We start from the raw sequence: 20,036 nt of genomic DNA, 5'->3' as shown, positions 1-20,036 counted from the left end.
CTAAATCCTTAATTACATATTAGTTTTTTCGGCTGGTTGTTCTGTACCTACCGCTTTTTCATCAGAAACGACCACTAAACTACCGTTACTGATACGTTGTGTACCCGCAGTAATAATTTTATCACCCGGTTTTAAATCACCTGCTTTTAACTTAGCATAAATACCTTGGCGATCTTCCGTCATAACGGTGATTTGTTTAGCACGATAGGTTTTGTCTAAGGTTGGACTACCCGCTAATTTCTCTTTATCTTCATCGTTTAAATCTTCTAGTACATAGATAAATTCACCGTACATATTGTAACTAATAGCGACTTGGGGCACGACAATCTGACCGTATTGCGTTGGTAAGGCAATATTTAAACGGGTAAACATACCGCTTAATAATTTTTTACCATCTGACGGCTCAAAAGTTGCTTGTAAATCAATTAAACCAGTAGAGGTATCAACCGCAGGATCAATGGCAGTAATACGGGCTGCAAAGGTTTGACCTTCACGGGCATCCGCAGTTGCCGTCACTTTTTGACCGATTTCAAGTTGCTCTAGGCGTTTTTGTGTAATAGCAAAGTCAACTTTCATCGACGAGTTATCTTCAACACGTACAATTTCAGTACCGACGGTAATATATTGTCCTTCATTTACTTTAACGATACCTAATTTACCGGCAAAAGGAGCAACAATTTTACGACGTTCTACCGCCGCTTTTAATGAATTAATAGTTGCCACCACTTGATCATAATTGGCTTTCGCATTGTCAAATTCAGTTTGCGAAACAGATTGAGATTTCAACAAGTTAGCATAACGTTGATAGGTCAAACGAAGAGCGGGCAATTGTGCTTCTGTAGCACGTAAGGTCGCCATTTCTACATCGTTATCTAATTCAACAAGGACATCACCTTTATTAACAGTTTGACCAGATTTCACCAGAATACGTTTTACCGTGCCAGAAGCTTCCGCACTTAACATTGCCCCTTGATTAGGACGAACAAGGCCGGTGGATTTAATCACGGGTGTCCATTCTGTGCCGGTAATATCCATCGCTTTTACTGGACTTGAATTTTCTGGTGCATTTGCCATAGCTCTCGCAATATTATGCTGTTTCAGCATATTCATACCAATTACGCCAGCAAAAACAATCACCGCCACAGTAAGCCCCACTTTCAATAAGAAAACATGGGAACGTTTTGGTTTTTTCTTTTCAATTTGGGTCATAAAAAAACTCCGTAAAATAATTAACTAAATTTATTTTTGAATAGAACGCCAAGTTCTTTCAATAATCATTTCTAAGGTATCATCAGAAAGGGGCTCTTTGACAGCAGAGTCTAACGCTCTAAATGACAATTTCATCGCACTTTCTAAACTGATAGAAAACAATACATCGGTGGGTAAATCACATACTTCACCAGCCTGTTTTGCTTTAGTACAAAAATTCGTCCATAGATTTTGTTTATCCAATTCCTGACAAATTTCATTAAATTTAGGTAAGGCTCTATATTGATGTATATTCGCCACCATCATTTGATTTTTTAACAAATGGGACCAAATATTTTTCCACATTTGTCGATACTGCTCAAAAAAAGGCTTGGTTTCATCAAAATTTCGTGCGATTTCCCGTTGAAAATTGGAAAACACTCGCCTCGCAAATTGCTCTAACAATTCTTCTTTACTTTTAAAATAAATATAAATTGTGCCAGCAGATATTTTGGCTTCTTTAGCAATTTTATGCATAGATAAGTAAGGCAAACCATATTCCGCCATTAACTTTTCTGTTGCGATAAAAATTTGCTCTACCATATCTAGTTCAGAATTTTGCATAAAAATCACTTTGTTTAGCTAAAAAACAAATAAATCAGTAACTTCTACTGATTTGCCAAATCCACTCTCCTCTCCAGTGAATGAACGTTCGTTCATTTTAATGATTTTCAAAAATTAAGCAATAAAAAAGACAGAAATTTTTTCTGTCTTTTTATTCTGTCCCCTGACCTCAGTCTTCTGACCTACATTCCAATTATCACACAGCCAGCAATAGCACTTGCTTGTTGTTGAGCAGATGCTGCTGCGGGGCGATCACCAATCGGTCCAATTAAAACCCGGTTCCATTTACCGCTTTCGGTAATACGTGCATTTAATCCCGCCATTGCCAAACGAGCTTGTAAACTTTCTGCTTTCGCACGATCATTAAAAGCGCCACATTGTAAGCCAAATTTTCCCGCCGATTTTGCTGAATCCACTTTTTTGCTTTCTGCTTTTTTCTGTTCAGCAAGTTTACGTTCTTCTTCTTTTTTACGTTGATCTGCCAGTTTTTTCTGTTCTGCGACTTTTCGTTCTTGTTCTGCCGTTAATTTGGCTTCATCACTCACTGCTGACTCAGTCGCGCTGTCCGTTAACTTAGCATCGACCACTTGAACACCAGCGTTTGGGGTCATGGTCATATTTGTCGATTCTGTCTGTTTTAGTTTTTCTAAAGCCGCTTGTCTCGCCTGTTCTTCTTCTTGCAAACGTTTCAACTCCGCTTTCTGGGCTTCACTTAATTGCGCTGGTTGGCTATTCGTAATAGAACGGCTTTCTAATTCCTTAATATAAGAAAAGGTTTCTTCAAGTTTACTTGGCAATTGACTCTTATGCTTGTCTTTTGCTTCAGATACTACGGACGGCGTATTTTGCTTGACCGGCTCAGGTGCTTTTTCTTTTAATAAATAAAGAGCAAGAACAAAAGCAACAACAACACCAATTGCAATAGCTAATAACCGAGATTTGTTGGCTGATTTCTTCTTTTTTGAACCGCTACGTGCGGCGTAATCACGCTGTGCCACTATATAATATTCCGATAAATAATATGTTGATAGATAAGTGAAATGACTAAATAGTCGCTAATTCTACTCAATTATTGTTCATTTGGCGAGGAAATTAAGACAGATCTTGCGGATCCACATCCAAATTTAACCTCACTTGCCACGATTTTTCTATTTCTTGCTGGTCAAAATCTCGTAATGCTTGTTGTAATATCGCTCGGTTTTCATGTTGTAACAATAATTGCCAACGAAATTGATCGGCTTTTTTGGCAAATGGAGCGGGCATCGCCCCTAAAATCTGCAAGTGCGGTTGATTTTGAGCCAGTTTCCATTGTTGGAAATAATCGGCAATTTGCTGTAAACATTGCTCTGCTTCGATACTGTTACGACTTTGTGCCTTAAATAAGGCTTGTGAACTAAACGGTGGCAAGCCCATAACCTGCCGCATGTGTAAAGCATCTACCGCAAAGGCGTTATACCCCTCTTGCAATAAACGTTGCAATAAAGGATGTTCTGGATAATGGGTTTGTAACACCACTTCACCTTGTTTTTCCGCCCGTCCTGCACGCCCTGCTACTTGCACATAAAGCTGAGCTAACCGTTCTTCTGCACGAAAATCTAAGGAAAACAAACCGCTATCCACATTAATCAATGCGACCAATGTTACATTCGGAAAATGATGCCCCTTGGCTAACATTTGTGTACCAATTAGAATCTGGCTTTTACCTTGCTGAATATCATTTAAATGACTTTCTAATTTACCTTTGCGAGCGGTGCTATCTCGGTCAATTCGAGTAATGCCATATTGGGGGAAACGCTGTTGTAGCGTCTGTTCTAGCTGTTCCGTTCCTTGCCCCGTAGTGACTAAATTAGTTGAACCACATTTCGCACATTGACGTGGAATCGGACGTTGTGAAGCACAATGATGGCATCGCATAACACGTTGATGTTGATGATAAGTTAATGGTTTATCACAATGCTGACAATCCGCTATCCAACCACATTCATGGCATAATAATACGGGTGCAAAACCCCGCCGATTTAAAAATAACAGTACCTGATTGCCTTTTTGCAAATGATCTTCTATTTTCTTTAATAATGCCACCGACAATCCATTGATGACATTTTGCTTTTTTAAATCAATTAATTGACATTCAACCATGAGCGCATTACCCGCTCGTTTAGATAATAAAATATGCTGATATTTACCTAAATTAACATTATTTAAACTTTCTAAACTTGGCGTTGCGGATCCCATTAACACGGGAATATCCAACTGTTTCGCATACACCACCGCCAAATCTCGAGCATGGTAACGCCAGCCGTCTTGCTGTTTGAAAGAACTATCATGTTCTTCATCTAAAATAATCAGCCCTAAATCAGCAAATTGCGTGAACAACGCCGATCTTGTACCAATGACCACCGCACTTTGTCCCGTTTTCGCTCGTTGCCACACATTTAAACGTTGCGTATCGTTTAAATTTGAATGCAATACATCTATTTGCGCATTAAAACGAGATTGAAACCGTTGCACCGTTTGTGGCGTTAAGCCAATTTCAGGCACTAACACTAAAACTTGCTTATCTTTTTTCAGGGTTTCTTCGATCAGTTGTAAATAAATTTCAGTCTTGCCCGAACCTGTTACGCCATCTAACAAAAATGCCGCAAACCCTTGTTGAAACAGCACCTGAGTAAACGCTAACGCCTGTTGTTTATTTAACGTTAAGCGATTTTCCGCTTTCGCCACCGGCAAATCACCCAAGCTATGTTGCCAACTTTTTATCTCAACAACTTGCTCAATTTCTTCGACAAATTGTTTTTCTTTTAAGGCAGACCAAATGGCGGAATTAAATTCATTATTGCTTTTTTCTAACGAAGATTGACTTAATGCTTGCAAGGCTGCAATCTGTTTCTTTGCTTGTTTCAATGCACCAGATAAAAGTGCTTGCTCACCAAGTGCGGTGATTTTCCACAAAATTTTCGATTTTTGCACCGCACTTTCGCCATTTCGCAATTTAACGGGCAAAGCAGAAATTAACACTTCACCTAAAGAAGCATGATAATAGTTTGATGCCCAATTCAATAATTTCCAAGACGGTTCGCTAAAAATAGATTGTTTATCAAGCACCTCAATCACTTGCTTAAGCTGTTCTAGTGGAAAATCCGATTGTTCGGGCAATTCTGTCACCACTCCCACCAATTTTCTTGTTCCAAAAGGCACCAGCACACGTACGCCGATTTGAGCCTTTACCCTTTGCGGTAAGAGGTAATCGAAACAACGCATGAGCGGAACATTTAAAGCGGCACGAACAATTTGCATTTATTTTTCTCTGTGGAATAAAATTGAGCAGTATTATAGCGGAAAAATTTAAGATATAATCAGCCCAATTTTTATTTTTAGAACGATTTTTTGAGAATGATTTTATGAGCCTATTTAAAAATTTGTTATTGGCTTGTTTACCTAATAGACGAAAAAATCCAATACATGAATCCGTTTTGCATGAAGTAAAATCTATTTTATTTCGCCCATTAGGTCGCGCTTTTGGTGATGCTTGTGTGCATACTGCTCATTTGCAACAAATCCGCCAAATTTATCCTAAGGCAAAAATTGCAGTCTGGGTTGGCCCCTCCAATCGAGCTATTTTTGAGGCTTGTGGAGTAGTTGACGAATTGATTGAGATAAAGATTGGAAATTGCTTTAAGCAACGTAAAAAATGGGATTTATTATTAGACTTTGAAAATAATTTCAATACGAGTAGCCTGATTATGGATCTTATTTCGGCACCTAAATATCTGATGATTTTCCGTAAATACGAGAAAAAACATTACCATTTTAACAATGTAAAACATTTTGATTTTAATGCTAATTTAGGTGAAAAAGTACTATTTAGTAAATATGTCAATCAATCTATACTAGCTAAAATGGCGACACTTAATCCCGCTCATTCAGTCGTACACACGTCACCTAGTAATGATGAAAAAATGCAAAAATATTGGCAATCTTGTGTAGCCAACAATATTGTTGCTAAATCAATCAATATTTTGCTTTGTTTGCAAGGTAGCTCAAGAGAAGTGCCAGCGGTTGAGATAGCTGAAATTTTAAATAAAAGTATTACTCAACCACAATTTTTCCAAATTGTTGTCAGTTTTACAAGTGCAGCAGAACGCTATCAACAAGAATTGCAAGCACTCTGCCCTGATTTAACCATTCACTTATCGCCCAAAACGAGTGCTGCTGAATATTTCTCATTAATGAAAAAAGCTGATTTAGTGTTTGCCGTTAATGGTGGTTCGTTACATTTAGCTTGTGCTTTTGATAAACCTTTGTTAAGTTTTCATGCCAATAGTGAACCCACACTCAGCGCTTGGAAACCATTATTGCCAGCAAATATACCACAATGTTATTTAGTGGCACGAAATCCATTAAGGATTCACACTGGCGTTGATGAAACCTATAATTTTGATACCGCAAAAGCCATTGCATGGCTTAAACAATTTATTCAAGCCCAGAATCTTGCATAATTTTCAAATTATTGTATAATTTCGGCTCTTTTTAGCGTGCTATCAGAAAACCCTATTTAAATTTGTTGGGATTTTCGATAGTGTATTATTAATCACATGCGGTGTTTGATGTTCTTTTAGAATCGATCTTATAGCGGCATGGCTTCAATTTGAGGTTTTCTATGAAACAAGGTATTCATCCAGAATATAAAGAAATTACGGCAACTTGTTCTTGCGGTAATGTCATCAAAACTCGCTCAACCGTAGGCAAAGATTTAAACTTAGACGTTTGTGGCAACTGTCATCCATTTTACACAGGTAAACAACGTGTGGTTGACACGGGTGGTCGTGTAGAACGTTTCAACAAACGTTTTAGTATTCCAAGTTCAAAATAATCTGTTTTTGGATTCTATTTGATAAAACTAACCCCAGTGAGAACTGGGGTTTTGTTTTATAGGCTACAAAGTTTTTTAATTTCATCAATGGGTAAATCAACTGATTTTGAAATAATCTCTAAACTCAATCCAAGACTAAGCATATTTAACGCATTTTTTCTTTGCGTTTCTTGTATTCCTTTTTGCATACCTTTCTCTATGCCTTTCTCTATACCTTTTTGCATACCTTTCTCTATGCCTTTCTCTATACCTTTTTGCATACCTTCGGTTTCCCAATATTCACGTACGGCATACTCATCCCATTTGCGTTTTAAACTGACATCGTACATCTGTTTTTCCCCTTTGTTTAAGTTGCTGTACTCGGCAATTTGAAATAGTTTCTGGAAAACAGGCTTTTTCAAAAACGTAGGCAATTTATCCAGTCTTGCCATATTTTTCAATACAAATAACCATTTGTCCAAATCACTTTCCAGTACTGTCTCCGGCTTATTGAAATTTAGTAATTCAATATAGATAAGAGCTAGTCTATCTTGACATCCTCCCCACCCTAAAGGACGGGGATTCCTACTAGCTCCCCCTTTCGGGGGCTACTCTCGGTGGGTTCTTGTTGCTGACATCTAACGATATTCACTTCACAAGCTCTACGGGTATGTCCTACCCTGAATATGTCGTCATTGAGAAAGCCTAAGCATATCTCTGTTAACACGAATTGATTGTACTCAAATTTTGAGTAATTTTCTATTTTTATTTGTGCCGTAAAACACCGCCCTAAAGGGCAGTGTTTTACGGCACGATCAGATAAAACTTTTGCCCTGTCTTTTGATTGAAAAGGCAAATATCGTGTAGATATTCTTTACTGTCAGAAAAGTAAAAACCGTCCATAATGGCGATGACATAAACTTCAGTAATAGCATAATTCCAACCATTTACACCGCCTTTAGGGGCTTGATCGCTGATGAGTTTACTGCCGTAATAAATGGTGCGTTCTTTAAAATGATTTTGCTTACTACGTTGTACTTCAATAATAAATTGCGAGTCGTCCTCACTTGTACAAGTTAGGTCAAAAATCACCAACCCTTGTTCGGCAATGTCGCCCTGTTGTTCATTCTTATTGTAAGTGAGATCTTTGATCACTTTTTTACCTTGAAAAAGTTCATTAAGAAAGTCTATAAGTAAATCTTTATTTACATCTGTGCCAAAAACTCTTTTGAATCCATAATCGGTGGTTAAATCAATATAGCGAGAAGGCGTTTTCATTGTTTTTCCTTAGCTTGTAGCCAGTAATTTCAATAAGATCTTAACATCAGTAAAATGTAAATTTCAGGCTATTTTCGTGATCTTGATTCCAAAATGAACAAAAATTTGACGCTATTGGCTAATATGGCTAAGATTGATCTATTAGTAGAAAACCCACTGATACTTCAATCTAAACAACTTACAGGCTATCCAACGCTTAGACGGATTAAATCAGGAGAATATCGTATTATTTATCAAATTAATAACGATATATTAGAAATCCTTGTTTTGCGTATTGGTAAACGCAATGATGCGGAAGTTTATCGCCAGTTAGGGCATTTGGTTTAAGCAATATTACGCAAAAATTATTGCTAATATTTGAGTCCCTTTGTATGGAATGAACCCCTGCTAGGCAGGGGTTAGTTTTTTCTACATCAAAGCTAATTTCTGTTCAATCTGTTGATTTAACCATTTGCCTGCTTTTTCTATATCAAATCCATAGGTATCATCAGCGCTTGATGCCACAGATTGCCCCACTAACATTTCTACCTGGTTCATATTCTGACTATAAGGCCCCCATTTCCCAATATTACTCGGGAAATTCGCATAAAATGCCAACAATGGTTTGCGCAATGCACAAGCCACATGTACACCGCCACTATCCACCGCAAGTACAATATCACTTGAATTAACTAGTGCTAAATATTGCTCGACCGTAGTACGTTCAGAGGCACGAACGTTCGGGAGAGAAGAAAATTGCTTTAACCCAACCAAATATTCCTCATTCATCGCACTATAACCTAATTGAATATCAATTTGCCCCCAAGATTGTACGTGAATGTGTTGTAAAATACGCCCACATTCTTCAGGTGATAAACGTTTTACCGAACTCCCTTGTGGACAAATCAAGATTCGAACTTTATCGCTTTCCCATAATTTTTCTGCTTTTTGCTTGACCTCCTCCGCCAAATTTAACTGATAAACTTCTGGCGCCTGCCCCGACAACTCAGGAGCAAAATCACTGTGCATTAAATAATCTTTCAGATGCGTATTCGGTGAAATTGGTTGATAAAAATCATAATTATGAATATTGTCTAAGGAATAATATTTTTTAGCCGCCTTACTAAAAATCATCACTCGCTGCGGCGCTAATATTTTATCTAACATTAATGCTCGAGAGGTAAATTGTGGCGTAAAATCAAGATAGAGATCCCATTTCTTTCTTTGCCGGCAGTAATTGATGAATGTCATCTGAATAAATTCATCCACCAGACCACTTGCTTCAAAAACTACTTTATTACGATCCGTAACCAATACACCAATTTTCAAATTAGGATAACGAGATTTCAATTGTCTTAAATGTAACCCATGCACGATTGCATCGCCAATGGCATCACCGATAGGATTGAGTAACACTGACTTAACCTGAGATAAATCACGGCATTTCGTCGGTTTACGAGAACCCCAAAAGATCACCATGAGTTTTTTTATTAACATAGCACCCCAAAAAATCATTTATCTACTGAATAAATTCTCAAATGCCTATATTAATGATAATATGGCAGACTAGCAAGCCAATAGACGTTTGATATGCCCAATGAAACTAAAAAAATTGTTACAAAGAGTTCGCCTTTCGCTCGGTAAATTACTGTTAGATAAGAAAAATTATACACAAACCAATTTACCCATTAAAAAAATCCTCTTTCTCCGCCAAGACGGAAAAATTGGTGATTATATTGTCAGTTCTTTTGTATTTCGTGAACTGAAAAAACAGGATCCTGAGCTATATATTGGCGTAACCTGTACGAAAAATAACGCCTATTTATTTGAGAATAATCCTTATATTGATCAACTCCATTTTGTGCAAAAACGCAGTATCTGGGATCGAATAAAGTGCGGTCTAAATTTGCGGAAATTTCACTATGATGTGTTAATTGATCCTACGGTACTATTACGTAACCGAGATTTACTGTTTATTCGCCTAATTAAAGCCTCAATCAATGTCGGTTATTTAAAACAAAATTATCAACTTTTTAATATCAATATTGATGATCCTAAATTACATTTTGCTGACGTTTATAAAACAGTGTTAGAAAAAATAGGATTTACTGATATTAATACGCAATATGATATTCCCTTTAATCCGTTAGCTAATACTGAAACCATTGATTTTATCCAGAAAAATAAATTAGAAAGATTTATTACCTTGAATTTTTTTGGTAATGGGTCGGCTCGCCAATTTGATGACAAACATATCGTTGCAATACTTGAATATTTAGCCAAAAAAAGTAGCTTGCCAATAGTCGTACTCACCTATCCCACAGTAACAGAAAAATTAAAAAAATTGATAGCAATGGTCAATGGTCAATGGTCAATGGAGAATAATACCTTTTTTGCAAAAATTTTTATTAATGAAAACACGAAAAGTATATTTCATACCATTGAACTTATTCGCTATTCTGATTTGTTAATTTCACCTGATACTGCCACCATTCATATTGCAGCAGGTCTAAAAAAACCGATTATTGGTTTTTACAGTCAAGGTCAACAAAATTGGCTAAATTGGCACCCTAATAATCAAAATCGAACTGAAATTGTACGCTACCAACATAATATCAATGAAATTTCACCAGAACAGATTAGTCCAGAATGGATAATATAAACATGAATTTAACCTTACTCACTTTCGGCGAACAGCTTGAAAACCATTATCAAGCCTGTTTTGCCATTTTAACTTTTTTGCGAGATCCGCAAATTGAAAAAGTGATTGTCATCACCGATCGCCCGGATTTTTACCGTGTTTTTGGCGATCGTATTGAATTTGTTACAATTGACCAAACCATCTTACAGCAATGGCAAGGAAAATATCAGTTCTTTTGGCGAGTAAAAATTAAGGCGTTGCAAACCGTCCAAGACCGGTATCCCGCTCAACATTTGCTCTATGTGGATAGCGATACTTTTTTAGCCATGCCATTAACGGAAATGCAACACCAGCTTAATCAAGGGCAAACCTTTATGCACTTAAAAGAAGGGGCATTAAGCGAACAATCCAATCGAACTTGGCAAAAAATGTACCGCACTTTAGTAGGAAAAACCTTTGCCAATATTGACATTAAACCTGATAGTGCGATGTGGAATGCTGGCGTGATTGCTTTACCCGCAGAAAAGGCTCAAGCCATCCTCGCACTTGCTATTCAACTCTGTGATGAAATGTGTGCTACAAATTGTGAACGTAAATTAGTGGAACAATTTTCTTTTTCTATAGCGTTAAATCAGCATCAACCTTTACAGCCTTGTAATACCATTATCGGACATTATTGGGGCAATAAAACCGAATGGAATAATATGATTGCAGATTTTTTTGTGAATGCGCAATTAAAAAACTTATCGCTACAAGATTGTATTGCATTATTAGCAGAAAAAGACTGGAATGCATTACCTTTAGGTAAGAAACAACGCAATACTAACGCTAAATTCAAGAAATTCATTGATTGGATTTTTCCAGATAAAAATATTTATTATTTTAAGCAAAAAGTGCGGTAATTTCTACCGCACTTAGTGGCATTTGGTTATTTTCTCGCATTATAAACTTTCATTGCTTCAGGCAATAAACGTTGTAAATTTGCTTGACGAGCCGCATCACTCGGGTGAGTTGAGAATAAACTGGCGACTTTACTTGAGCCACCTTGTGCCTGCATTTTTTGCCAAAGTTTTGGGGCGGCTTGTGGGTTATAACCCGATTTTGCCATTAACATTAAGCCGATTTCATCTGCTTCCGTTTCATTGCTGCGAGAATAGGGTTTATTCGTAATCAAATCTACTGTTTCGCTACCTAGCCCCTGTAAATCTACTCCTAGAGCAGCCCCTGCGCCAATTTCTACTGCGGCACCGAGTACTGAGGTGAACACACCCAAATTACGTGAAGATTTGCCGTGTTCTTTTAATGCATGAGCCATTTCATGCCCCATTACCGTGGCAATTTCATCGTCGCTTAAGGATAATTTATCCACCAACCCAGTATAGAACATCATTTTACCACCGGGCATAGCCCAAGCATTCAGATCATTACTTCTAACCACCGCAATTTGCCAGTTAAATTTTGTACCCGTATTATTTTCTTGTTCAGCATAAGGCTGCATTACGTGAAAGATTTTGTGTACCCGTTTTGATGTAGTAGAACTGGTATCTAATATGCCTTTCTGTCTAGCTTGTGCTAAAACTTGAGCATACTGACTTTCAGATTGTTGGTTTATTTCCGTACTGGTTGCACAGCTCACTAAAACCGCAACCGCACAACAGGTCGCAACGATTTTCTTTTGGCGTTTCAACATGTGATTTTCCCTAATTTGGCAAAAAAATACCGCCTTAACAAGATAAGACGGCATAATAAGCTAATTATTTTTTCGCACGCTCAAATGAGTCTAAAATTTCTTGACGAGCTTCGTTTACATCGCCCCAGCCTTCCACTTTTACCCATTTACCCGCTTCTAGTGCTTTATAGCTTTCAAAGAAATGCTGAATTTGCGCTTTTAATAAGGCTGGTAAATCGCCTACATCTTTAATGTGATCGTATTCTTTGCTTAATTTAGTATGCGGAACTGCGACCACTTTCGCATCACCACCCGCTTCATCAGTCATTTTTAATACACCTACTGGACGGCAACGAATCACCGAACCCGGTTGTAATGGATATGGGGTTGGCACTAATACATCAACAGGGTCGCCGTCAGAAGATAATGTATTATTAACATAACCATAGTTAGCTGGATAGAACATTGCGGTTGCCATAAAACGGTCAACAAATAATGTGCCGGTTTCTTTATCAACTTCGTATTTAATTGGATCTGAATTAGCAGGGATTTCAATCACGACATAAATATCATCTGGTAATTCTTTGCCTGCTGGTACACTTTCTAAGCCCATGTTAATCTTCCTTTTGTCAATTAATGTGAATAAACAATTTGATTATAGCGATATTTAGTTGGTTTTGCTACAAAGTGCGGTTAGAATAATGAAAAATTTTATCCTACAAAATGAGAAACACTATGCCAACCATCACCGTTGCAATGATTGTGAAAAATGAAAGCCAAGATTTGGCGGAATGCTTAGACACCGTCAAAGATTGGGTAAATGAAATCGTGATTTTAGACAGCGGTAGCACTGATAATACTGCACAAATTGCTCAATCTTATGGGGCAAAATTTTATCAACATACGGATTGGCAAGGCTTTGGCAAACAACGTCAGCTCGCTCAACAATATGTTACCAGTGATTATGTATTATGGCTGGATGCCGATGAACGTGTTACTACCGAATTAGCACAATCTATTCAAACTGCGGTGCAAAAAAATACCGAAAATACAGTGTATCAACTCAACCGTTTAAGCACGGTTTTCGGGCGTGAAATCCGTCATTCGGGTTGGTATCCTGATTATGTAGTACGTTTGTATAAAACCGATTATGCAAAATATGGTGATGAATTAGTGCATGAACGAGTGCATTATCCAAGTAGTGCTAAGGTCGAAAAATTAACAGGCGATTTGGCTCATTTTACCTATAAAAATATTCATCATTATTTAGTAAAATCCGCTGCTTATGCCAAAGCCTGGGCGGAACAACGGCAGGCACAGGGCAAAACAGCCAGTCTTTTGGACGGTGTTACGCATGCTGTAGGTTGCTTTGTGAAAATGTATTTACTGAAAGCGGGATTTTTAGATGGTAAACAGGGATTTTTATTGGCGGTGTTATCCGCTCATTCCACTTTTGTGAAGTATGCAGATTTATGGGTGAGAACTAAAACAGAATAGGTTGTTACCCACAAAATGGTTTTTATTTGGGTTGGTGAGTATTATTATGTTGCTCAGCATTATTGAGCAAACTATAAGCAAAAATACACACACCAATCCCCATAAAAGCAAGAATTGTCAGACCGATACTTAACCACATAGATTAATTCTCCTGTATTGTTGATGAACGAGATTTGTTTTGCCGAAAGAGCCTTCCGCCCAACAAAAAACTATAAATAACAACAAGCAAAGCCACACTACTCCAAACTTTCAATGATGCTTCGCCTTGCCCCAATACTACCACAGGTAAAGCCAATATGGCAACTTTCGCAATATCTTCAGCCATCTTAGCCCAAGCATCTAGCGTGTCTTGCTCAATCGGCACTTTAAACAAATTTAAGTTAGATAAAATTGACATATTTTTTCCTCAGTGATGATATTAAAAGTTATCTTAAACCATCAGGAGAAAAGGTAAATGATAAAATTTCATTTTTGGAACTCAACTCACAAAAAAAGCCAATGGATATATACTCACTGGAATCTTGCAATCACTATCTATCTCATATACACTTCCTACACTTTATTTTTATTTATCAACAAAATTTTATGCCACCATTAAAAAACGATCGCTATTTAAAAGCCTTATTGCGTGAACCTGTCGATTACACCCCTGTTTGGCTAATGCGACAAGCTGGGCGATATTTGCCAGAATATAAAGCGACTCGAGCGAAAGCGGGCGATTTTATGTCGCTTTGTCGTCATGCGGATTTAGCTTGTGAAGTCACGTTACAACCGCTGCGCCGTTATGCGTTAGATGCCGCTATTTTATTTTCTGATATTTTAACCATTCCTGATGCGATGGGCTTAGGGCTAAGTTTTGGTGTGGGTGAAGGACCAAAATTTGCTCGTCCAGTAGAAAGCAAAAGTGCGGTGCAAAATTTGCCGATTCCTGATCCTGAAGTCGAATTACAATATGTGATGAATGCGGTGCGTACCATTCGCCGGGAACTCAACGGCGAGGTGCCATTAATTGGTTTTTCAGGCAGTCCGTGGACGTTGGCGACCTATATGGTAGAAGGTGGCTCAAGCAAAACATTCACTAAAATCAAAAAAATGCTGTATTCCGAACCGCAATTATTACATCAACTGTTGGATAAAGTGGCTGATGCGGTGATTTTATATCTCAATGCTCAAATCAAAGCAGGGGCTCAATCTGTGATGATATTTGATACTTGGGGAGGCGTGTTGGCACATCGTGATTATGTCGATTTTTCCTTGCAATATATGCACAAAATTGTTGATGGTTTAATTCGTGAAAACGATGGACGTAAAGTGCCGGTGACCTTATTCACTAAAGGTGGTGGCTTATGGTTGGAACAGATTGCGAACACAGGCTGTGATGCTATTGGTTCAGATTGGACCGTAGATATTGCTAAAGCGAAAGCTCTAGTGGGGCATAAAGTTGCCTTACAAGGCAATATTGATCCATCAGTGTTATATGCTTCACCTGAACGCATCATACAAGAAGTGCGGTCAATTTTGGCGGACTTTGGCACAGGCTCTGGACATGTATTTAATCTCGGGCATGGCATTCATCAAGATGTGCCAGTGGAAAGCCCAAAAGTGTTGGTGGATGCCATTCACCACTATTCCAAACCTTATCATCAATAAAAGGAACGGCTATGCGAAACCCTATTCATAAACGCCTTGAACATTTTGCAAGTTGGCAACATTTAACCTTTATGGCTTGCTTATGTGAACGGATGTATCCGAACTTTAAGTTGTTCTGCCAAATGACGGAACAACCAGAACAAGCCAAAACCTACCAAAATATCTTAAATCTGGTGTGGGAATATTTAACCGTGAAAGATGCTAAAATTAATTTTGATCATCAGTTGCAAAAATTAGAAGACATTATTCCCGATGTCAATGATTACGACTTTTTCGGTGTGGTACCCGCGTTGGATGCAGCGGAAAGTTTGGGGGAATTATTGCATTCTATCATTGCTGGCTCAACCTTAGAGCAGGCCATTAAAATAAGTCAGCTTTCCTTACAAACGGTCGCAACCTTGTTAGAAACCGAACAAGAACGTGAATTATTGGAAAATGATCTGAAAAGTGCGGTGGAAATTGAGCAGGAATTAGATGTGCAATGGCAAATTTACCGTATCTTAAATGAATGTGAGAAACGCAATGTGGATCTAATTTTAGACCTAAAAAATGAGATTCGTAGTGCGGGAATCTCAAATATTGGTATAGAAATTACCCAATAATGTGATCTTTACCGCAAATTTACAAAATAGTGCTTGCTTTCAAACGAATTTTGTTTAGTCTATACGGCACTGTGCTTACAGTTATTGAAATCTGGTAAACAGAAACTTTACCGCAACATTTAATAAAACATTATAAGGTATTCAATTATGAACAAAACAGATTTAATCGATGCAATTGCAGCAGAAGCGAATTTAACTAAAAAAGATGCAAAAGCAGCGTTAGAAGCCACTTTAAATGCAATTTCTGGCAGTTTAAAAGCGGGCGATCCAGTACAATTAATTGGTTTTGGTACATTTAAAGTAAACGAACGTAAAGCACGTACAGGTCGCAACCCACAAACAGGTGAAGAAATCCAAATTAAAGCATCAAAAGTACCTGCATTCGTTGCAGGTAAAGCGTTAAAAGACGAAGTAAACGCATAATTGATATTGCATGCTTTCTCCAAAACCCTGCTATACGGCAGGGTTTTGGAGTCTATCAACTAATCACATTTTCCGCATTTATCTCGCCATGTTCACCGATAAAACGCACTTCAGGTGAAAGATAAACATCAAACTTCGCTGCTACCGCTTGACGCACATGATGAGCTAATTCTATGACATCAGAACTGGTCGCATTGCCCGTATTCACTAACACTAATGCCTGTTGTTGATGCACCATCGCACCACCAATTTGATAGCCTTTTAAACCGCATTGATCAATTAACCAGCCTGCTGCCAGCTTAACAAAGCCATCTGCTTGTGGATAATTTGGAATAGTGGGATATTCTGCTTGTAAATCGTGGAATTGACGAGCAGTCACCACAGGATTTTTAAAGAAACTCCCCGCATTCCCGATTTGCTTTGGATCAGGTAACTTCGCTTGGCGAATCGTACAGACTTCAGCAAAAACTTGTTGAGCTGTCACCGTATTCGCATCAAGATTGGCGAGTGATCCATATTTCAACACAGGTTGCCAGTTTTTGGCTAATTTTAGCCCGACAGCGACGATCACAAAACCCTCTGCATATTGATGTTTAAATACTGAATGGCGATAAGCAAAACCACAGTCTTCATGACTTAAACGAAATACTTCGCCTTGGTTTAAATCTAACACCTCAACATAATCGCAAATATCTTTAAATTCAACACCATAGGCTCCGATATTTTGTATCGGTGCAGAACCCGCACAGCCTGGAATTAAGGCTAAATTCTCTAAGCCCTGAATGCCTTGTGATAGCGACCATTGCACTAAATGATGCCAATTTTCGCCCCCTGCAACGTGCAAATAGTGAAAGTCATTATCCTGTCTATGTTCAATGCCGTTTAACCGATTGATTAATACGGTACCGTTAAAATCTTGCACAAATAAGACGTTACTCCCCTCACCTAACAACAATACAAGCTGATTATCCGCTTTTGCCGTTGACCAAACTTGCGTAAATTGCTCAACCGCGGTGATTTCTACAATATTTTTTGCCTGAACATCAATGGCAAAGGTATGATAATGACGTAAACTTTGCATTAGGCAGGTAATCCTTGTTGTTTTAGCACCGATTGCACACCAGCATTTTGTCCTACTCGTTGATAATGAGCTGTTAAATGGTGTAAATGACTATAATCCAAACCAATGGCTTGGCTCCAACGCAATGTGATATAAAGATACACATCAGCAACAGAAATTTGCTCGCCGAAAAATTGGTGTTGACTTAAATACTCATCGGCAATCGCATATAGACGCAATAATCTCTCTGCCAATTCTTGGCGATATTGTTTAATTAATTCTTCATTGCCTTGCAAATAGGTAGGTACATTAAAAATACGTCCAAAGATCGGGTGAATATCCGCATTACAAAAAGCCAGCCATTTAGTTGCTTTCGCTTTATCTTGCACCGTTTTACTGCCAAATATTTTAGCATCTGGATATAAATTATCTAAATAAGTTAGAATGGCAACATTTTGTGATAAGGCAAAATCGCCATCCACTAATAACGGCACTGAACCCTGTGGATTTAACGCTAAATAATCCGCCTGTTTAATAGCTTCCCGACTCATTTCGACCGCTTCGTAAGGCTGTCCAATCCACTCTAACGCAATATGTGGCACGGTAGAACAAGAGCCTTTTAAATAATATAATTTCATATCAATTTCTCCTTTTTATCTCTACTTTTTTATCATTATTTACGGCAATAAACGTTCTAATTGCCATAAATTCTCATAGCTCTCACGCTGCCGAATCAAATGAGCCTGATCACCATCTACTATGATTTCTGCGGTACGTGGTCGAGAATTATAATTTGAACTCATGGTCGCCCCATAAGCACCAGCGGAACGTTGCACCAAATAGTCGCCTTGTGCTATCGCCAATTCACGTTGTTTTCCAAGAAAATCTGAGGTTTCACACACGGGACCAACAACATCATAAACGGCTTTTTCACGTGCCAAACTGCGATCCGCTTCAATAATATTCATATAAGCCTGATACAAAGCAGGGCGAATCATATCGTTCATACCTGCATCAACAATCGCAAAGTTTCGGCTTTCGTTGGTTTTAATATATTCTACTTTAGTCACTAAAATCCCCGCATTCGCTGTGATTGCACGCCCTGGTTCAAGGATAATTTCTAAATCAAATTGTTGCAATTTTTCAAGTAATGCTTTGGCATATTCAGTCGGATGTGGCGGTGTTTCGTTAGTATAAGGCACACCTAGACCACCACCTAAATCTAAGTGTTTAAGCTGAATACCGTCTGCATTTAATTGTTTCATTAAATGAATTAAACGATCGGCAGCATCTAAAAATGGTTGTAATTCAGTGAGTTGTGAACCGATATGACAATCCATTCCAACAATTTGAATATGGGCTAATTGACTCGCTTGGCAATAGACATCTCGAGCCTGTTCCACGCTCACACCAAATTTATTTTCTTTCAATCCAGTAGAAATATAAGGGTGCGTATGTGCATCTACATCAGGATTAACACGTAACGAAATCGGTGCAATTTTCGCCATTTTACCTGCAACGTCATTAATCCGATAGAGTTCAGGCAGGCTTTCTACATTAAAACAACGAATCCCGACTTCCAACGCACGAGCAATTTCTCTTTCTGTTTTCGCAACACCAGAAAATACCACTTTCGCAGGATCACCGCCCGCTTTCAGCACACGCTCCAATTCCCCTTGCGACACAATATCAAACCCCGACCCCAATCTTGCCATGGTTTGCAATACAGCAATGTTTGAATTTGCTTTTACCGCAAAGCAAATCAGATGCGGATGATCTCCAAAAGCCTTATCAAAAGCATACCAATGACGCTCCAAAGTGGCTTTAGAATAGACATAAAGCGGCGTACCAAATTGCTGTGCTAACTGACTTACTGGCAATGCTTCAGCAAAAAGTTTATTGTTCTGATATTGAAAGAAATCCATTTAGAAATCCTATTTTTGTTGGGTTTGTTGGGTATTCTGTTGTGGGTAATATAAAGGTCCTTTCACGCCACAGCCTGTTATAAAGGTTACTAGCACTAAAAGTGCGGTTAAAAAAGTGAGTTTTTTCATCATGATTTTCCGTGTTAAGTATTTTAGTTATTTTACACTATTTTGTTTGAATAAATGGTAGTATCTATTATTTTTTAAGCAATTTATTTAATCGTCTTTTTTGCTTGACAGGAAGGTGAATAAACTGATTACTAGAAAAATATTTCTCTTTTAGTAATTGGATCGAGAGAGTTTTTTATTCTCTAGATATTCTAATCTCTCTGCTCGTTTTGCTTTAATTTTATCTAGGCTAATTTCTTCAAATAAATCATTATCCATCCCATTTTGCCATAGCTCAGTAAGATATTGTTCTTGAGTTTTGGTTAATTTCATACCCCCTCCTATCTGATGTTCGTAAAAGTAAAAAATGACTCACCATTTTTCCTATTTCAAGAGATAAGTATGCCTTAAAATAACCCCTCATTCAAAACTAAATTTGTGATCTGCATTCCAAAATTTGATGATTATTCTTATTTAATCGTGACTTTGGTAGAAATTCCCCCTATCCTTAATCACAGAAAATATCTATAATTCATCTTT

The 20,036-nt window shown here is 38.0% G+C and carries 23 protein-coding genes and 1 pseudogene; 9 read left to right on the top strand and 15 right to left on the bottom strand.

The window, feature by feature from the left end:
- Window positions 1–12: 12 nt before the first annotated feature.
- From E0709_RS00290 to priA, 4 genes are all read right to left on the bottom strand, one after another.
- Complete coding sequence (locus E0709_RS00290; RefSeq protein ID WP_132299416.1) at window positions 13–1,209, bottom strand: efflux RND transporter periplasmic adaptor subunit; 1,197 nt, start codon at window positions 1,207–1,209, stop codon at window positions 13–15.
- 30 nt (window positions 1,210–1,239) lie between these two features.
- Entirely contained in the window at window positions 1,240–1,812 is a 573-nt protein-coding gene (locus tag E0709_RS00285) for a TetR/AcrR family transcriptional regulator (RefSeq protein WP_132299414.1), read from the bottom strand.
- 182 nt (window positions 1,813–1,994) lie between these two features.
- Window positions 1,995–2,810 (bottom strand): cell division protein FtsN, encoded by an 816-nt coding sequence (ftsN, locus tag E0709_RS00280; RefSeq protein ID WP_132299412.1) that lies wholly within the window; start codon window positions 2,808–2,810, stop codon window positions 1,995–1,997.
- 94 nt (window positions 2,811–2,904) lie between these two features.
- On the bottom strand, window positions 2,905–5,109 hold the full coding sequence (priA, locus tag E0709_RS00275) for a primosomal protein N' (RefSeq protein WP_132299410.1): 2,205 nt from the start codon (window positions 5,107–5,109) through the stop codon (window positions 2,905–2,907).
- 104 nt (window positions 5,110–5,213) lie between these two features.
- Here priA and E0709_RS00270 point away from each other — a divergent pair, with 104 nt between their 5' ends.
- Both E0709_RS00270 and rpmE read left to right on the top strand, forming a co-directional pair.
- A complete protein-coding gene (locus E0709_RS00270; RefSeq protein WP_132299408.1) occupies window positions 5,214–6,311 on the top strand; it encodes a glycosyltransferase family 9 protein in 1,098 nt (365 codons plus the stop codon).
- A 161-nt stretch (window positions 6,312–6,472) separates the two neighbouring features.
- Complete coding sequence (gene rpmE, locus E0709_RS00265; protein ID WP_132299406.1) at window positions 6,473–6,685, top strand: 50S ribosomal protein L31; 213 nt, start codon at window positions 6,473–6,475, stop codon at window positions 6,683–6,685.
- A 56-nt stretch (window positions 6,686–6,741) separates the two neighbouring features.
- Here the strand turns inward: rpmE and E0709_RS00260 are convergent.
- Window positions 6,742–7,203, bottom strand: a pseudogene (locus E0709_RS00260) (PD-(D/E)XK nuclease family transposase); the annotation flags it as partial.
- A gap of 265 nt (window positions 7,204–7,468) precedes the next feature.
- A complete protein-coding gene (locus tag E0709_RS00255) occupies window positions 7,469–7,942 on the bottom strand; it encodes an Rpn family recombination-promoting nuclease/putative transposase (RefSeq protein WP_132299402.1) in 474 nt (157 codons plus the stop codon).
- 60 nt (window positions 7,943–8,002) lie between these two features.
- On the opposite strand from E0709_RS00255, the gene E0709_RS00250 reads away from it, so the two are divergent.
- Window positions 8,003–8,269: a type II toxin-antitoxin system RelE family toxin gene (locus tag E0709_RS00250; RefSeq protein ID WP_279387410.1), complete on the top strand. Its 267-nt coding sequence runs from the start codon at window positions 8,003–8,005 to the stop codon at window positions 8,267–8,269.
- Window positions 8,270–8,350: 81 nt separating this feature from the next.
- On the opposite strand, the gene E0709_RS00245 is transcribed toward E0709_RS00250, so the two are convergent.
- Window positions 8,351–9,418: a glycosyltransferase family 9 protein gene (locus E0709_RS00245; protein WP_165867187.1), complete on the bottom strand. Its 1,068-nt coding sequence runs from the start codon at window positions 9,416–9,418 to the stop codon at window positions 8,351–8,353.
- A 100-nt stretch (window positions 9,419–9,518) separates the two neighbouring features.
- Between E0709_RS00245 and E0709_RS00240 the strand changes: the two genes are divergently transcribed.
- Together E0709_RS00240 and E0709_RS00235 are read left to right on the top strand one after the other, a co-directional pair.
- Window positions 9,519–10,583 (top strand): glycosyltransferase family 9 protein, encoded by a 1,065-nt coding sequence (locus E0709_RS00240; protein WP_132299396.1) that lies wholly within the window; start codon window positions 9,519–9,521, stop codon window positions 10,581–10,583.
- A gap of 2 nt (window positions 10,584–10,585) precedes the next feature.
- A complete protein-coding gene (locus tag E0709_RS00235) occupies window positions 10,586–11,464 on the top strand; it encodes a hypothetical protein (RefSeq protein ID WP_132299394.1) in 879 nt (292 codons plus the stop codon).
- A gap of 26 nt (window positions 11,465–11,490) precedes the next feature.
- Here E0709_RS00235 and E0709_RS00230 read toward each other — a convergent pair whose 3' ends face one another.
- Window positions 11,491–12,252, bottom strand: coding sequence for a M48 family metallopeptidase (locus tag E0709_RS00230; RefSeq protein WP_132299392.1), 762 nt, complete (start codon window positions 12,250–12,252; stop codon window positions 11,491–11,493).
- A 64-nt stretch (window positions 12,253–12,316) separates the two neighbouring features.
- Window positions 12,317–12,844 (bottom strand): inorganic diphosphatase, encoded by a 528-nt coding sequence (ppa, locus tag E0709_RS00225; RefSeq protein ID WP_132299390.1) that lies wholly within the window; start codon window positions 12,842–12,844, stop codon window positions 12,317–12,319.
- Window positions 12,845–12,966: 122 nt separating this feature from the next.
- On the opposite strand from ppa, the gene E0709_RS00220 reads away from it, so the two are divergent.
- Window positions 12,967–13,728, top strand: coding sequence for a glycosyltransferase family 2 protein (locus E0709_RS00220; RefSeq protein ID WP_132299388.1), 762 nt, complete (start codon window positions 12,967–12,969; stop codon window positions 13,726–13,728).
- A 142-nt stretch (window positions 13,729–13,870) separates the two neighbouring features.
- On the opposite strand, the gene E0709_RS00215 is transcribed toward E0709_RS00220, so the two are convergent.
- Complete coding sequence (locus E0709_RS00215; RefSeq protein WP_132299386.1) at window positions 13,871–14,125, bottom strand: hypothetical protein; 255 nt, start codon at window positions 14,123–14,125, stop codon at window positions 13,871–13,873.
- Between the two features lie 188 nt (window positions 14,126–14,313).
- On the opposite strand from E0709_RS00215, the gene hemE reads away from it, so the two are divergent.
- The 3 genes from hemE (at window position 14,314) to E0709_RS00200 (ending at window position 16,403) form a co-directional block, all read left to right on the top strand.
- Window positions 14,314–15,378, top strand: coding sequence for a uroporphyrinogen decarboxylase (hemE, locus tag E0709_RS00210; RefSeq protein WP_132299384.1), 1,065 nt, complete (start codon window positions 14,314–14,316; stop codon window positions 15,376–15,378).
- An 11-nt stretch (window positions 15,379–15,389) separates the two neighbouring features.
- Complete coding sequence (locus E0709_RS00205) at window positions 15,390–15,980, top strand: YjaG family protein (RefSeq protein WP_132299382.1); 591 nt, start codon at window positions 15,390–15,392, stop codon at window positions 15,978–15,980.
- A gap of 147 nt (window positions 15,981–16,127) precedes the next feature.
- Complete coding sequence (locus tag E0709_RS00200; RefSeq protein WP_132299380.1) at window positions 16,128–16,403, top strand: HU family DNA-binding protein; 276 nt, start codon at window positions 16,128–16,130, stop codon at window positions 16,401–16,403.
- Window positions 16,404–16,458: 55 nt separating this feature from the next.
- On the opposite strand, the gene murB is transcribed toward E0709_RS00200, so the two are convergent.
- The 5 genes from murB to E0709_RS12210 all read right to left on the bottom strand — a co-directional run bounded on the left by murB (window position 16,459) and on the right by E0709_RS12210 (window position 19,829).
- Window positions 16,459–17,484, bottom strand: a complete 1,026-nt coding sequence (murB, locus tag E0709_RS00195) for a UDP-N-acetylmuramate dehydrogenase (protein WP_132299378.1) — start codon at window positions 17,482–17,484, stop codon at window positions 16,459–16,461.
- On the bottom strand, window positions 17,484–18,101 hold the full coding sequence (locus E0709_RS00190; RefSeq protein WP_132299376.1) for a glutathione S-transferase family protein: 618 nt from the start codon (window positions 18,099–18,101) through the stop codon (window positions 17,484–17,486). Before E0709_RS00190 ends, murB begins: the two co-directional genes overlap by 1 nt.
- 39 nt (window positions 18,102–18,140) lie before the next feature.
- Complete coding sequence (lysA, locus tag E0709_RS00185) at window positions 18,141–19,388, bottom strand: diaminopimelate decarboxylase (protein ID WP_132299374.1); 1,248 nt, start codon at window positions 19,386–19,388, stop codon at window positions 18,141–18,143.
- A gap of 9 nt (window positions 19,389–19,397) precedes the next feature.
- On the bottom strand, window positions 19,398–19,517 hold the full coding sequence (lptM, locus tag E0709_RS00180; protein WP_132299372.1) for an LPS translocon maturation chaperone LptM: 120 nt from the start codon (window positions 19,515–19,517) through the stop codon (window positions 19,398–19,400).
- Window positions 19,518–19,667: 150 nt separating this feature from the next.
- A complete protein-coding gene (locus E0709_RS12210; RefSeq protein WP_153985170.1) occupies window positions 19,668–19,829 on the bottom strand; it encodes a hypothetical protein in 162 nt (53 codons plus the stop codon).
- Window positions 19,830–20,036: the final 207 nt, after the last annotated feature.

It is taken from the genome of Lonepinella koalarum (genome assembly GCF_004565475.1).
Lineage (GTDB): Bacteria > Pseudomonadota > Gammaproteobacteria > Enterobacterales > Pasteurellaceae > Lonepinella > Lonepinella koalarum.
Note: the sequence above shows the minus strand (reverse complement) of the source record. Positions and strands in the feature narration are given on the sequence as shown.

Coding starts and splice junctions, on each gene's coding strand:
- priA (WP_132299410.1), bottom strand. CDS start 5,109: ATGCAAATTGTTCGTGCCGCTTTAAATGTTCCGCTCATGCGTTGTTTC.
- E0709_RS00255 (WP_132299402.1), bottom strand. CDS start 7,942: ATGAAAACGCCTTCTCGCTATATTGATTTAACCACCGATTATGGATTC.
- E0709_RS00235 (WP_132299394.1), top strand. CDS start 10,586: ATGAATTTAACCTTACTCACTTTCGGCGAACAGCTTGAAAACCATTAT.
- lptM (WP_132299372.1), bottom strand. CDS start 19,517: ATGAAAAAACTCACTTTTTTAACCGCACTTTTAGTGCTAGTAACCTTT.
- ppa (WP_132299390.1), bottom strand. CDS start 12,844: ATGGGCTTAGAAAGTGTACCAGCAGGCAAAGAATTACCAGATGATATT.
- murB (WP_132299378.1), bottom strand. CDS start 17,484: ATGCAAAGTTTACGTCATTATCATACCTTTGCCATTGATGTTCAGGCA.
- E0709_RS00270 (WP_132299408.1), top strand. CDS start 5,214: ATGAGCCTATTTAAAAATTTGTTATTGGCTTGTTTACCTAATAGACGA.
- E0709_RS00220 (WP_132299388.1), top strand. CDS start 12,967: ATGCCAACCATCACCGTTGCAATGATTGTGAAAAATGAAAGCCAAGAT.
- rpmE (WP_132299406.1), top strand. CDS start 6,473: ATGAAACAAGGTATTCATCCAGAATATAAAGAAATTACGGCAACTTGT.
- E0709_RS00240 (WP_132299396.1), top strand. CDS start 9,519: ATGAAACTAAAAAAATTGTTACAAAGAGTTCGCCTTTCGCTCGGTAAA.
- E0709_RS00190 (WP_132299376.1), bottom strand. CDS start 18,101: ATGAAATTATATTATTTAAAAGGCTCTTGTTCTACCGTGCCACATATT.
- E0709_RS12210 (WP_153985170.1), bottom strand. CDS start 19,829: ATGAAATTAACCAAAACTCAAGAACAATATCTTACTGAGCTATGGCAA.
- E0709_RS00245 (WP_165867187.1), bottom strand. CDS start 9,418: ATGTTAATAAAAAAACTCATGGTGATCTTTTGGGGTTCTCGTAAACCG.
- E0709_RS00200 (WP_132299380.1), top strand. CDS start 16,128: ATGAACAAAACAGATTTAATCGATGCAATTGCAGCAGAAGCGAATTTA.
- E0709_RS00205 (WP_132299382.1), top strand. CDS start 15,390: ATGCGAAACCCTATTCATAAACGCCTTGAACATTTTGCAAGTTGGCAA.
- E0709_RS00285 (WP_132299414.1), bottom strand. CDS start 1,812: ATGCAAAATTCTGAACTAGATATGGTAGAGCAAATTTTTATCGCAACA.
- E0709_RS00290 (WP_132299416.1), bottom strand. CDS start 1,209: ATGACCCAAATTGAAAAGAAAAAACCAAAACGTTCCCATGTTTTCTTA.
- E0709_RS00230 (WP_132299392.1), bottom strand. CDS start 12,252: ATGTTGAAACGCCAAAAGAAAATCGTTGCGACCTGTTGTGCGGTTGCG.
- E0709_RS00215 (WP_132299386.1), bottom strand. CDS start 14,125: ATGTCAATTTTATCTAACTTAAATTTGTTTAAAGTGCCGATTGAGCAA.
- hemE (WP_132299384.1), top strand. CDS start 14,314: ATGCCACCATTAAAAAACGATCGCTATTTAAAAGCCTTATTGCGTGAA.
- lysA (WP_132299374.1), bottom strand. CDS start 19,388: ATGGATTTCTTTCAATATCAGAACAATAAACTTTTTGCTGAAGCATTG.